The organism is Type-F symbiont of Plautia stali (assembly GCF_059731105.1).
Genome location: NZ_AP035909.1, coordinates 2,731,721 through 2,746,158 on the forward strand (window position 1 = coordinate 2,731,721; position 14,438 = coordinate 2,746,158).

Annotated in this window: 7 protein-coding genes; 5 read left to right on the top strand and 2 right to left on the bottom strand. The window is 55.8% G+C overall.

Features of this window, described 5'->3' with window-relative positions; translation table 11 throughout:
* Both rcsD and rcsB read left to right on the top strand, forming a co-directional pair.
* Positions 1-2,658 carry a phosphotransferase RcsD gene (gene rcsD, locus AC6I7A_RS12805; protein WP_058957782.1) on the top strand — a complete coding sequence of 886 codons (2,658 nt, stop codon included), beginning with the start codon at positions 1-3 and terminating at the stop codon, positions 2,656-2,658.
* 1 nt (position 2,659) lies between these two features.
* Positions 2,660-3,310 (top strand): response regulator transcription factor RcsB, encoded by a 651-nt coding sequence (rcsB, locus tag AC6I7A_RS12810; RefSeq protein WP_009089068.1) that lies wholly within the window; start codon positions 2,660-2,662, stop codon positions 3,308-3,310.
* A gap of 43 nt (positions 3,311-3,353) precedes the next feature.
* Here rcsB and rcsC read toward each other — a convergent pair whose 3' ends face one another.
* Positions 3,354-6,206 carry a two-component system sensor histidine kinase RcsC gene (gene rcsC, locus AC6I7A_RS12815; RefSeq protein WP_058957783.1) on the bottom strand — a complete coding sequence of 951 codons (2,853 nt, stop codon included), beginning with the start codon at positions 6,204-6,206 and terminating at the stop codon, positions 3,354-3,356.
* A 668-nt stretch (positions 6,207-6,874) separates the two neighbouring features.
* Positions 6,875-9,541, bottom strand: coding sequence for a DNA topoisomerase (ATP-hydrolyzing) subunit A (gyrA, locus tag AC6I7A_RS12820; RefSeq protein ID WP_058957784.1), 2,667 nt, complete (start codon positions 9,539-9,541; stop codon positions 6,875-6,877).
* Positions 9,542-9,718: 177 nt separating this feature from the next.
* On the opposite strand from gyrA, the gene ubiG reads away from it, so the two are divergent.
* The 3 genes from ubiG (at position 9,719) to nrdB (ending at position 14,438) form a co-directional block, all read left to right on the top strand.
* Entirely contained in the window at positions 9,719-10,444 is a 726-nt protein-coding gene (gene ubiG, locus AC6I7A_RS12825; protein WP_009089062.1) for a bifunctional 2-polyprenyl-6-hydroxyphenol methylase/3-demethylubiquinol 3-O-methyltransferase UbiG, read from the top strand.
* A gap of 502 nt (positions 10,445-10,946) precedes the next feature.
* Positions 10,947-13,232, top strand: coding sequence for a class 1a ribonucleoside-diphosphate reductase subunit alpha (gene nrdA / locus AC6I7A_RS12830; protein ID WP_009089060.1), 2,286 nt, complete (start codon positions 10,947-10,949; stop codon positions 13,230-13,232).
* 75 nt (positions 13,233-13,307) lie between these two features.
* Positions 13,308-14,438, top strand: coding sequence for a class Ia ribonucleoside-diphosphate reductase subunit beta (nrdB, locus tag AC6I7A_RS12835; protein ID WP_009089058.1), 1,131 nt, complete (start codon positions 13,308-13,310; stop codon positions 14,436-14,438).

Genomic DNA, 14,438 nt, shown 5'->3' on the forward strand with positions numbered 1-14,438 from the left:
ATGTTGTATAAGTTTCCACTGACATCCGGCAATGTCACCCGCTTTTTTGTGGTTTTCAATCTGGTGCTCCTGCTGGCGCTGGGCTTTATGGTGCAGAACTCCGTGAATGCCTGGCTCACCGGAAAACGCTATGCTATGGACGATCTGGCCCGCGACGTTCAGAAGCGTATCGACGCCTATCGCTTTGCCACCTGGCAGATCTATGAAAACCTCTCCACCAGTGCGGCAGGAACGCCTCCGGGCAGCAGCCTGCAGGAGACGCGCCTGCGTCCTGACGTCTACTATCTGGAAAAAACCCGCCGCAAGACCGAAGCGCTTATCTTCGGATCGCATGACAGCAGCACGCTGGATATGACCATGCGGATGTCCAACTATCTGGATACGCTCTGGGGCGCGGAAAACCCGACCTGGTCGATGTACTTTTTAAATGGTCAGGACAATAGCCTGATCATGATCTCCACGCTGCCGCTGAAGGATATGGCGACGCGCTACAAAGAGAGCGCCATCAGTTCAATGGTGGACAGCCGTCGCGCTGAAATGCTGCAGCAGGCAAACGCGCTGGACGAGCGTGAGAGCTTCTCGCCCCTGCGTCACCTCGCCTTCCAGAACGATCACTACTTCACGCTGCGCACCACCTTTAATCAGCCGGGCCACCTGGCCACCGTGGTCGCCTTTGATCTGCCGGTGAACGATCTGGTGCCGCAGAATATGCCGCTGGAGAATTTCCAGCTGCGTCAGGACAGCTCACTGCCCTCTGCCAGCAGTGAACAGCAGGAGGTGGAAAATACACACATCTCGCTGGTTAATCCGAACGTCGAGATTGCCGCCACGCTGCCCAGCACCCCGCTGCAGCTGGTCTATCAGGTGCCGATTACCCGCCTGATCGTCGACACCCTGCATAACCTGCTCTGGCCGCTGCTGATCAACCTGCTGCTGTTCCTGCTGTCGCTGGGCGGTGTGATGCTGCTGCGTCAGCAGTCCCTGCGCCCCAGTGAGAACCAGAGCGCGGAACTCGACTCGCTTCGGGTACTGAATGAAGAGATTGTGGGCAGCCTGCCGGTGGGCCTGCTGGTCTATGACTTTGCCAGCAACCGCACCCTGCTGAGCAACAAGATTGCAGAGCATCTTCTGCCGCACCTCAATCTGCAGAAGATTATTAATATGTCCGACCAGCATCAGGGCGTTCTGCAGGCTACCATCAATAACGAAGTGTATGAGATCCGCCACGCCCGTAGCGTGCTCTCACCCCATACCCAGCTGTTTATGATGCGTGACCAGGATCGCGAACTGCTGGTGAACAAGAAGCTGCAGAAAGCGCAGCAGGTTCTGGATCGCAACCATCAGATGCGTCAGCAGCTGCTGCACAATCTTGGCCATGCGCTGAATCAGCCGCTGGAGAAGATCGTGGCGCAGCTGGTGCAGCTCAGCCAGCGGGATGCCGATGAATCCGTACTCGACCTGCTTGATGAAAGCCAGGGGCTGGCGCGGCTGGTGGATGATATTGTGCTGCTGAACCGGCTGGAGGCGCACGACTGGTCACCGGATGCCACCATCTTCAACCTGCAGGAACTGCTGGATGAGATCGCACTGGAAAGCCTGCCGCTGATGCGTCGCAAAGGATTGTCACTGGTGGTGAATAACCATCTGGCCAATGATGAGATGCGCTTTGGCGACCGTCGCGCCCTGCGTAAGGTGCTGACCACCCTGATGCACTATGCGCTGACCACCACCCGCTGGGGAAAAATTACCCTGGAAGTTAAGGTTGCGAATAAACAGGCCGATAGACTCATCATCGAACTGGTTGATACCGGCGCGGGCCTGACCGTGGATGAGCTGGCGAATGTCGATTTCCCGTTCCTGGGCGACACCAGCCAGGATCGATATGGTCAGGCGTCAGGCATGGCCTTCTTCCTCTGCAAACAGCTCTGCAAGCAGATGGGGGGCAGTCTGGATATCGTCGCGAAAGCGGATATCGGCACCCGCTATAATATGCAGCTGCCGATGGCACTGGAGCAGAAGCAGGAAGAAGAAGAGGAAAAAATTCTGGATGGGGTCACCGCCCTGGTGGAGATCACCGTGGAGGACGTCCATAAAATCGTCTGCCGCCATCTGGAAAACTGGGGAGCGCGCTGTCTCACCCCGGACGAGCGTATTTCCGGACAGGATCACGACGTGCTGGTAACCGACGATCCGTCGAAGCTGAGCGGCTGGGCACTGCTGCTGGCGGAAGATGAGCTCGGTCATCATACACTGAACGACCAGCAGTATCGGGTCAATTTCAATCTCAGTAATGCGCTGCTGGATGCATTGCTGGCCCTGATTGAGAAGCAACTGTCGCATGATGTGATGGATAATGACAGGGAAGACGACACAGCCACGCCATTGATGAGCGGCGGCTATTTCCAGCTGTTTACCGAGACAGTACCGGTTGATGTGAAGAGACTGTATACTGAGTCAGCAGAAAAGGACTACGACTCGCTTGCTCAGACAGCGCATCGCCTGAAGGGCGTGTTTGCCATGCTCAACCTGTCTCCCGGCAAACAGCTTTGTGAAGAGTTAGAACACCACATTAAAGCGTGTGACGATTCAAACATTACAAATACCACCAGTGATATTGACGCTTACGTCAATCAACTGCTGCAGCAAGGTAACCAATAAGATGAATAACTTAAATGTAATTATTGCCGATGACCATCCAATTGTCCTTTTCGGTATCCGAAAGTCTCTGGAACAAATTGAATGGGTCAACGTTGTAGGTGAGTTCGAAGACTCAACAGCACTGATCAACAATCTGTCCAAGCTGGATGCTAACGTCCTGATCACCGACCTCTCTATGCCTGGTGAGAAGTATGGCGACGGCATCACGCTGATTAAATACATCAAACGCCACTATCCGGATCTCTCCATTATTGTTCTGACGATGAACAATAACCCGGCGATCCTGAGCTCTGTGCTTGATCTCGACATCGAAGGCATCGTGCTGAAACAGGGCGCACCAACCGACCTGCCGAAAGCGCTGGCAGCCCTGCAGAAAGGCAAGAAATATACGCCGGAAAGCGTGGCAAAACTGCTGGAGAAAATCAGCGCGGGCGGTTACGGCGACAAGCGCCTGTCACCGAAAGAGAGCGAAGTGCTGCGTCTGTTCGCAGAAGGTTTCCTGGTGACAGAAATTGCCAAGAAACTGAACCGCAGTATCAAAACCATCAGCAGCCAGAAGAAATCAGCGATGATGAAACTGGGCGTGGATAACGATATTGCCCTGCTGAACTACCTCTCCTCTGTCAGCCAGACCCAGGTCGAAAGAGACTAATCGATCGCTGAGGCGGTGCAGCCTGCACCGCCTCCCCTCTGCCCTACTTCATGCGCGTTTTACGCACCCGCTCAGCATAGATTGCCAGCGTGCTTTTCAGCACATCTAACGTCACCGGTTTCGACAGGCAGTTATCCATGCCCGCGTCCATACAACGCTGCTTCTCTTCGGCCAGCGCATTTGCCGTGACGCCGATGACCGGGAAGAGATGCCCCAGCTGACGCAACCGCTGCGTCAGGCGATACCCATCCATGTTCGGCATGTTCACGTCGGTCAGTACGATGTCGATCTCATTGCGGCTCAGCACGTTAAGCGCATCGACGCCATCCTGGGCGGTTTTCACCTGATACCCCAGCGTGCCGAGCTGTTCTGAAAGCAGCATACGGTTAATCGGATGGTCATCAACGATCAGAACCATGATGTCATCGTTGTGAATCTTCTCTTCCACCGGGCCAGCCAGCAGCAGCGCATCCGCCGCGTCGTGGCCGAGCGAGATGCGATAGATACGCGCCAGCAGCGCCGGTACCTCATGCAGTGTGGCGGTCGAGTGAACCCAGCGTCCAGGCTGACGTTCACGCGGCATATCCACATGCGATCCATCAAATGTGACCAGCGCCCGCAGCGGTAAATCGATCTCCAGCTCGTAATCGGTCATCACCACATCGTCGGGGCCCGGTCTGCCGTTATAATCCGCAACCTGAATCCCCTGCTGCTGCATCTGACGTGTGATAAACGCCGCCAGATAATCATTGCGCATCGCCAGCCAGATTTTCTTCTCCTGCAAATCCTCCAGCAGCATCAGCGACGGCTTCTGCCCTTTGTAGACGGGAATACGCACAATGAACTGACTGCCCATGCCCGGCTCTGAGTCGACCTCAATGTCGCCGTCCATCATATTGATCAGCTTTTCACAGATCGCCAGTCCCAGTCCGGTGCCCTGGAAATTACGCTGCACGCCATTCCCGACCTGGAAAAATGGATCAAACAGGCGCGGCAGCTCTTTCGCCGGAATTCCGACCCCGGTATCGCGCACCCGGAAAGCCAGATAGCCCTGCGAGACGTAGGCGTGCAGGATAATACAGCCGGTATGGGTGAACTTAATGGCGTTGTTCAGCAGGTTGGAGATCACCTGTTGCAGACGCAGCGGATCGCCATCCAGCACCTGCGGAACGTCATGTTCGATGAAACAGTAGAGCGTCAGCCGCTTCTTCACCACCAGCGACAGATAGTTGCCGACGATGTGGGTCACGATTTCACGCGGTGCAAACGGACGCGGCTCGATCTTCAGCTGCTCTGACTCGATTTTAGAGAAGTCGAGGATATCGCTGATGATTTTCAGCAGCAGGCTGGAGGAGTTGTTCATCGCCGTCACCAGCGAGTCGATCCCGCTGGGCAGTTGCCGGGTCTGCAGCAGATCGAGGTTACCGATAATCCCATAGAGCGGCGTGCGCAGCTCATGGCTGACGGTGGCAAGGAACATCGACTTCGACTGGCTCGCCTGCTCTGCCGCATGGGCCATCTCCTGCAACGACTGCTCCATGCGGACACGGGCCGACACGTCCACCAGTACACAAATCGCCACGTTTTCATTGCGATAGCGCGAATGGACAAAGCTGATTTGCAGGTTAGTGTTGCTGCCGGTGAGCACATCGACAAAGTTAACCTGCTGGCCGCCGATAATCTCATTCAGCCGCAGGCGATCTTCCTGGGTCAGCAGGGTCAGGTAATTGTGCGCCAGCTCGTTACTCAGAATATTGGTGCCGTCGCTGGTGCGTAAAATACAGATCCCCACCGGCGCCGAGGCCACAATCTTACGGTTGAACTGCTCATGCTCCTCCAGCCGGTGCGCATTCTCCTCGGCGGGCAGGAACATCCGGCGCTCAAACAGCCAGGCGAGCGTAAACAGAATAATGGCGCTGAACACATTGAGCAGCAGCGCATTGATGATCATCAGCTTCAGCTGATCCATCATCACGTCAGTGGGTATCGACCACACCACGTTGAGATCGGAAGGCGGCAGCGGCTTTTTCAGCACCAGCTGACGGTAACCATTCAGATAACCGAACCAGGTTTTGTCATCGGGCAGACTGTCGAGCGAGAAGCCCAGCCCGCCACGGCGCGAATTGAGCAGTGGACGATAATTTTCGTCGGTAATTGAGGCGATGATCGGCAGACTGCCCGGCTGAATAAACTCATCCAGGCGGATATTCTGTTCGACGCCCAGCAGCGCCTGCAACTTGTTGGCCACGTAGACCGGCACCACCATATAGAAGGTGCCGACACCCGGCTGAGCACTGCTGTTGATCCAGTACATCGGGTTGCGGCGCTCTTCTTCGTTGCTGTTACGGTAGCGCAGCACATTCTCACGCAGCGATTTCAGGCTGCGCTCCCGATCGGCGGTGCTGCTGCCAATCGTAAAGTCAGCCAGACACTGGCTTTCCCCTCCGATAAAGAACACCCGGTTCAGCTCATACGAGGAGGCGAAGTTGCTTTTCCAGTAGTTGATGTAATAACTGAGGGAGTCGAGCGAGTTGCGCCAGGTGTTGCTCATGGCGGTGCAGTCGCCATCTGAAAACAGCGGCGTAAACTGCGGCTGGGTCGTTTTACCCGGGATCATGCCGGTCAGCGCATCCATGCCGTTGCTGGCATTCGTCAGCCGGTTCTCCGTGATATATTTCAGCTCCCGCATCATGTCGGCGGAGTGCCGCACATACCACTGTATCGTGCCGTAGTTGCTGGCAAACTCCTGACGAACCTGCGTCTCTTTATTGTGCAGCACGCTGATGATGTAAAACGCGGTAAGAACAGCGCCCAGCGTCCAGATTAGCAGCGCCAGCGCGCGGAAAAGATAGCGCGAGATGCGAAGCGTAGTGCGGAAAGAGACAGGATATTTCAAAGGGAACTCGCAGTTGGCAAGGTTAGTCGCATCATCAATTTTTATTGCCCATACACTAGCTTCATCGGGCGAAAAAAGCCAGCCAGCGGAAGGCCCGGCAGGCAGTTTGGGACGCTTTTCGGACAGCTTTTGCTGTCACGCCTGACGTCCCCCATTCCCCGCCTGAAGCGAAATCGTATCCCGGCAAGAAAGAGCTGAAGCAACACCACATCCCGGCCAGAAAAAGCTGAAGCAACACCCTATCCGGCGAGAAAGGCCTGCCATACCCGAAGAGCAAAGCGTCCACGCCACGGATGGCGTGGCCGATCCGCAGGGATGCGGGAACCCTTTGCGGTCGGGCGTGGCGGGCCTTTCGATCGCAGCGGCCTCGCCGCCACATCCACAAGAATCCGCATCCTCCCGCCCGCGCACTCACCCGCCTGAAGCGACACCACATCCCGGCGAGAAAGGCCTGCCATGCCCGAAGAGCAAAGCGTCCACGCCAGGGATGGCGTGGCCGATCCGCAGGGATGCGGGAATCCTTTGCGATCGGGCATGGCGGGCCTTTCGATCGCAGCGGCCTCACCGCCACACCCATCTGCGGCCGAACGGCCCATACAAAAAAACGGCAGGCCGGGTTTCCCCTGACCTGCCGTTTCTGCAACGCACCTCAGCTTATGCCAGACAACTTACTCGTCGTCTTCAGCCGCGTCGTCTTCATCTTCCGCTTCCGGTGCAATCTCTTCATCGTCAGAATCCGCTTCAGGCGCGATATCATCCTCGCCTTCCGCCACGCTGCCGTCGATTGAATCCAGCTCTTCCTCTTCAACCGGCTCGGCGACACGCTGCAATCCGACCACGTTCTCATCCTCTGCGGTGCGGATCAGAATCACACCCTGGGTATTACGACCCACGACGCTGACTTCTGAAACGCGGGTACGCACCAGCGTACCGGCATCGGTGATCATCATAATCTGATCGCTATCCACCACCTGAACAGCGCCAATCACCGGACCGTTACGATCGGTCACCTTGATTGAAATCACACCCTGCGTCGCACGCGACTTGGTCGGGTATTCGCTGTTGGCGGTACGCTTGCCGTAACCATTCTGCGTCACGGTAAGAATCGCACCCTCTTCACGCGGCACAATCAGAGAAACCACGCGATCGCCTTCAGCCAGCTTGATACCGCGAACACCTGATGCGGTACGGCCCATGGCACGCACAGCGCTCTCGGCGAAGCGCACCACTTTACCGGCGGCGGAGAACAGCATCGCTTCGTCATTACCGTTGGTCAGCGCCACACCGATCAGCTCATCGTCGTCACGCAGATTCACGGCAATAATGCCGGCGCTGCGCGGACGGCTGAACTCTTTCAGCGCGGTCTTCTTCACGGTGCCCAGCGCGGTCGCCATAAAGATATTGAAGCCTTCGGTATACTCGCGAACCGGCAGAATCGCCGTAATACGCTCGTTCGCTTCCAGCGGCAGCAGGTTGACGATTGGACGTCCACGCGCACCACGGCTCGCTTCCGGCAGCTGATAAACCTTCATCCAGTAGAGACGGCCACGGCTGGAGAAACAGAGAATCGTATCGTGAGTATTGGCCACCAGCAGACGATCAATGAAGTCCTCTTCCTTGATGCGTGCCGCTGACTTGCCTTTACCACCACGACGCTGCGCTTCGTAGTCAGTCAGCGGCTGATACTTCACATAGCCCTGATGCGACAACGTCACCACCACGTCTTCCTGATTGATCAGGTCTTCGATGTTGATGTCCGCGCTGTTCGCGGTAATCTCGGTGCGACGATCGTCACCAAACTGATCGCGCATCAGCTCCAGCTCTTCGCGGATCACTTCCATCAGACGCTCAGCGCTCGACAGAATCAGCAGCAACCCGGCGATCTGATCCAGCAGCGCTTTATACTCATCCAGCAGCTTCTCGTGCTCAAGGCCGGTCAGTTTCTGCAGACGCAGATCCAGAATCGCCTGAGCCTGCTGCTCGGTCAGGTAGTACTGACCGTCGCGGATGCCAAACTGCGGCTCCAGCCACTCCGGACGGGCGGCGTCATCACCGGCACGCTCCAGCATCGCTGACACGTTACCGAGATCCCACGCCTGCGAAATCAGACCCGCTTTTGCTTCTGCCGGCGTTGGCGCACGGCGGATCAGCTCGATGATCGGATCGATATTCGCCAGCGCAATCGCCAGACCTTCAAGGATATGCGCACGGTCACGGGCTTTACGCAGTTCAAAAATGGTACGGCGCGTCACCACTTCACGACGATGGCGAACAAAGGCTTCCAGAATCTCCTTCAGCGCCATAATCTTCGGCTGACCCTGATGCAGGGCAACCATGTTGATACCAAACGAAGTCTGCAGCTGAGTCAGTGAATAGAGATTATTCAGCACCACTTCGCCGACCGCATCGCGCTTAATCTCGATCACGATGCGCATGCCGTCTTTGTCAGACTCATCGCGCAGCGCGCTGATGCCTTCGACACGCTTCTCTTTTACCAGCTCTGCAATCTTCTCGATCAGGCGGGCTTTGTTGACCTGATAAGGCAACTCGTGAATGACGATGGTCTCGCGGCCCGTTTTGGCATCCGCTTCCACTTCGCCACGCGCACGAATATAAATCTTACCGCGTCCGGTGCGGTACGCTTCTTCAATGCCACGGCGGCCGTTGATGATGGCGGCGGTCGGGAAGTCAGGTCCCGGAATGTGCTCCATCAGCCCTTCAATGCTGATGTTCTCATCTTCAATGTAGGCCAGGCAGCCGTTAATCACTTCGCGCAGGTTATGCGGCGGAATATTGGTTGCCATCCCCACGGCGATACCGGAGGAACCGTTAACCAGCAGGTTAGGGATTTTGGTCGGCAGAACTTCAGGGATCTGCTCTGTGCCGTCATAGTTCGGCACAAAATCGACGGTCTCTTTTTCCAGGTCAGCTAACAGATCGTGGGCGATTTTTGACATGCGGACTTCGGTATAACGCATCGCCGCGGCAGAGTCGCCATCGATGGAGCCGAAGTTGCCTTGTCCGTCCACCAGCATGTAACGCAGGGAGAAAGGCTGGGCCATACGTACAATGGTGTCGTAAACGGCGGAATCACCATGCGGGTGATATTTACCGATAACGTCACCGACGACGCGGGCAGATTTTTTATAGGGTTTGTTCCAGTCGTTACCCAGTTCGCTCATCGCAAAGAGTACGCGACGATGCACCGGCTTCAGGCCGTCACGCACATCGGGTAAAGCTCGGCCAACGATGACCGACATGGCGTAATCGAGGTAAGAAGTCTTTAATTCTTCTTCGATATTGACCGGTGTAATTTCTCTCGCAAGGTCGCTCATGGAGCCGCTATCCCTCTACTTAATCCCGGATTTTAAAGGTGCGAAAGTATATCACACTGCAATGCTCTGGTGAACGTTAACCACCGATTTCACCCGCTTTTCCTTGTGCCTGAAAGGTGTGCCATCGGCGGTTAAGCGTTTATACTGTGGGGACATTTTGTCAGGAGTTACGATTCAATGAATGCACAACCGCAGAATCATCAGCAGAACGTCGATGCACAGGAAATTGCCAAGTTTGAGGCCGTTGCCTCGCGCTGGTGGGATCTGGAGGGTGAATTTAAACCGTTGCACCGCATTAACCCGCTTCGCCTGGGCTATATCGCGGAGCACAGCAACGGTTTGTTCGGTAAAACCGTGCTCGACGTCGGCTGCGGCGGCGGCATTTTAGCCGAGAGCATGGCGCGCGAAGGTGCGGTAGTGACTGGACTGGACATGGGAGCGGAACCTCTGGCGGTCGCACGTCTGCATGCCCTTGAGAGCGGCGTCACGCTGGACTACGTGCAGCAGACCGTAGAAGCGCATGCGGAAGAGAATGCCGGAAAATATGATGTGGTGACCTGCATGGAGATGCTGGAGCACGTTCCGGACCCGCGCTCGGTGGTGCACGCCTGTGCGCAGCTGGTTAAGCCGGGCGGCGAGGTCTTCTTCTCCACGCTGAATCGCAATCCCAAAGCCTGGCTGCTGGCGGTGTTCGGCGCAGAATATGTGCTGCGCATGGTGCCACGCGGCACCCATGACGTGAAAAAGTTTATCCGTCCCTCTGAGCTGCTCGGCTGGGTCGATGAAACCACCCTGCGTGAACGTCACATCATTGGCCTGCACTACAACCCGGTGACCAACCGCTTCAAACTGGCACCCGGCACCGACGTCAATTATATGGTGCATACCCACCGCGCCCGCTAAGTCTCTGGCCCGCCTCTTTCTCCGGCGGGCCTTCTCCCCGCGCAGCCGCTAAGACCGCCACACCATTCTGATATCTGCCAGTCACTTAGCTCAGGCTGGCCCTGACAGATTTCACCTGCCCGCCCGCCTTTTCTGCCAGAGCCGCAGAGCGCTAGCGGCTTTTGCGCAATTTTCATCCCTTTTTCTGCTGACTTCTGAGGATTGAATAAGAAATACGCGTCCGATCAAATTAACAAAAAAAAGTGTGATCGGGTTGACAGGGTGTCAGGCCTTATAAGGCGTGGGCTAAGAATTTTCGCCAGAATTACAACCCCTCCCGTCATCATTTTTTGCTCTTGTTAACCCGCCGCAAAATACTAAAATATGCCTCCATGTAGTTGCAGGTTTTCCCATCACCCCCTAGATGTTGTGTTTATCCACATATTATTCACAATGAATATGCTGTGTATAAACCGGGATTTCTTTTAATTTTTGGATACTCACGCAAAGGTAAAAACGCGACATGAACCAGAGTCTGCTCGTTACTAAACGCGATGGCCGCCAGGAGCGCATTGATCTCGACAAAATTCACCGTGTGCTGGACTGGGCAGCTGAAGGGCTGAACAACGTCTCAGTGTCACAGGTGGAGCTGCGTTCCCATATTCAGTTCTATGATGGCATCAGGACCTCTGACATTCATGAGACTATCATCAAGGCCGCAGCAGACCTCATCTCTCGCGATGCCCCTGACTATCAATACCTGGCTGCCCGCCTGGCAATCTTCCACCTGCGCAAAAAGGCGTATGGTCAGTTTGAGCCACCAAAGCTCTATGACCAGGTCGTAAAAATGGTGGACCTCGGCAAATATGACCGCCACCTGCTGGAAGATTACAGCCCGGAAGAGTTTGCACAGATGGACGAGTTCCTCGATCACTGGCGCGACATGAACTTCTCCTATGCTGCCGTGAAGCAGCTGGAAGGCAAATATCTGGTGCAGAACCGCGTCTCCGGTGAAATCTACGAGAGCGCGCAGTTCCTCTACATCCTGGTTGCCGCCTGCCTCTTCTCTGGCTATCCGCGCGACACCCGCATGGATTACATCAGACGTTTCTATGATGCGGTTTCGACCTTTAAGATCTCCCTGCCGACACCCATCATGTCGGGGGTGCGTACCCCGACGCGTCAGTTCAGCTCCTGTGTGCTGATCGAGTGCGGCGACAGCCTGGACTCAATCAACGCCACCTCCAGCGCGATCGTGAAATATGTCTCTCAGCGTGCCGGTATCGGCATCAACGCCGGTCGCATCCGTGCGCTGGGCAGCCCGATCCGCGGCGGTGAAGCGTTCCACACCGGCTGTATCCCGTTCTACAAACATTTCCAGACTGCGGTGAAGTCCTGTTCTCAGGGCGGCGTTCGCGGCGGTGCCGCCACGCTGTTCTACCCGATGTGGCATCTGGAAATCGAAAGTCTGCTGGTGCTGAAAAACAACCGTGGTGTTGAAGGCAACCGCGTGCGCCACATGGACTATGGCGTGCAGCTCAACAAACTGATGTACCAGCGCCTGCTGAAAGGGGAAGAGATTACCCTGTTCAGCCCGTCTGATGTCCCGGGTCTGTATGACGCCTTCTTCGCCGATCAGGATGAGTTTGAGCGCCTTTACACCAAATATGAGCAGGATCAGAGCATCCGCAAACAGCGTGTCAAAGCGGTCGATCTCTTCTCTCTGATGATGCAGGAACGCGCCTCAACCGGCCGTATCTACATTCAGAACGTCGATCACTGCAACACGCATAGCCCGTTTGACGCCAGCATCGCGCCGGTTCGCCAGTCTAACCTCTGCCTGGAGATCGCGCTGCCGACCAAGCCGCTGGAAGATGTGAACGACGAGAACGGTGAGATCGCCCTGTGCACGCTCTCTGCGTTCAACCTGGGTGCCATTGACAGCCTCGACGATCTGGAAGAGCTCGCGACCCTGGCGGTGCGTGCGCTTGACGCCCTGCTCGACTATCAGGATTACCCCATCCCGGCAGCGAAGCGTGGCGCGATGGGTCGTCGTACCCTGGGTATCGGCGTGATCAACTACGCTTACTACCTGGCGAAGCACGGTGTGCGCTACTCCGACGGTAGCGCCAATGGCCTGACGCACAAGACCTTTGAAGCCATTCAGTATTACCTGCTGAAAGCCTCAAACGCGCTGGCGAAAGAGCAAGGTGCCTGCCCGTGGTTCAACGAAACCACCTATGCGCAGGGCATCCTGCCTATCGACACCTACAAGAAAGATCTGGACGCGATCAGCAACGAACCGCTGCATCTCGACTGGGAAAGCCTGCGTGAAGAGATCAAAACTCACGGCCTGCGCAACTCGACGCTGTCAGCGCTGATGCCGTCTGAGACATCGTCACAGATCTCCAATGCCACCAACGGCATTGAGCCGCCACGCGGTCACATCAGCATCAAAGCGTCGAAAGATGGCATCCTGCGTCAGGTCGTGCCGGAGTATGAGCGCCTGAAAGATCAGTATGAGCTGCTGTGGGAAATGCCGAACAACGATGGCTATCTGCAGCTGGTGGGTCTGATGCAGAAATTCATCGACCAGGCGATTTCGTCTAACACCAACTACGATCCATCCCGCTTTGCCAATGGTAAAGTGCCGATGAAGCAACTGCTGAAAGATCTGCTGACGGCGTACAAGTTCGGCGTGAAAACGCTCTACTATCAGAACACCCGTGACGGTGCGGAAGATGCTCAGGATGACCTGGCACCTTCTATCCAGGATGATGGCTGCGAGAGCGGCGCCTGTAAAATCTAATGGCCAGGCGGGAAATTCTCCCGCCTCATTCATTTCACGAGGCCACTTCGCTTCCTCTTTTTTTGGACAACTTTTATGGCTTACTCCACCTTCTCACAGAACAAAAATGATCAGCTGAAAGAGCCGATGTTTTTCGGTCAGTCGGTCAACGTGGCGCGCTTCGACCAGCAGAAATATGACATTTTTGAAAAGCTGATCGAAAAGCAGCTCTCTTTCTTCTGGCGTCCGGAAGAGGTCGACGTGTCCCGCGACCGTATCGACTATCAGGCGCTGCCGGAACATGAAAAGCATATCTTCATCAGCAACCTGAAGTATCAGACGCTGCTGGATTCGATTCAGGGCCGCAGCCCGAACGTCGCGCTGCTGCCACTGATCTCGATCCCTGAGCTGGAAACCTGGATCGAAACCTGGGCCTTCTCCGAGACGATTCACTCCCGTTCCTACACCCACATTATCCGTAATATCGTGAACGATCCGGCGCTGGTGTTTGACGATATCGTCACCAACGAGCAGATTCTGGCGCGCGCTCAGGATATCTCACGCTATTACGACGACCTGATTGAGATGACCAACTACTGGCATCAGCTGGGCGAAGGCACGCATCAGGTCAACGGCAAAACGGTTGTCGTCAGCCTGCGCGCCCTGAAGAAGCAGCTTTATATCTGTCTGATGAGCGTCAATGCGCTGGAAGCCATCCGCTTCTATGTCAGCTTCGCCTGTTCATTCGCCTTCGCAGAGCGTGAACTGATGGAAGGCAACGCCAAAATCATCAAGCTGATCGCCCGCGATGAAGCGCTGCACCTGACCGGCACCCAGCATATGCTGAACCTGCTGCGCAGCGGTGAAGACGATCCGGAGATGAAAGAGATTGCGGCAGAGTGCCGTGATGAGTGCTTCGAGCTGTTTAAGAAAGCCGCCGAGCAGGAGAAAGAGTGGGCAGACTATCTGTTCAGCGGCGGCTCAATGATCGGCCTGAACAAAGATATTCTCTGCCAGTACATTGAGTACATCACCAATATCCGTATGCAGGCGGTGGGCCTTGATTTGCCGTTCCAGACGCGGTCAAACCCGATTCCGTGGATCAACTCGTGGCTGGTGTCTGACAACGTTCAGGTTGCGCCGCAGGAAGTGGAAGTGAGCTCCTATCTGGTGGGTCAGATTGACTCTGAAGTGGGCGCTAACGACTTCGACGACTTCCAGCTGTAA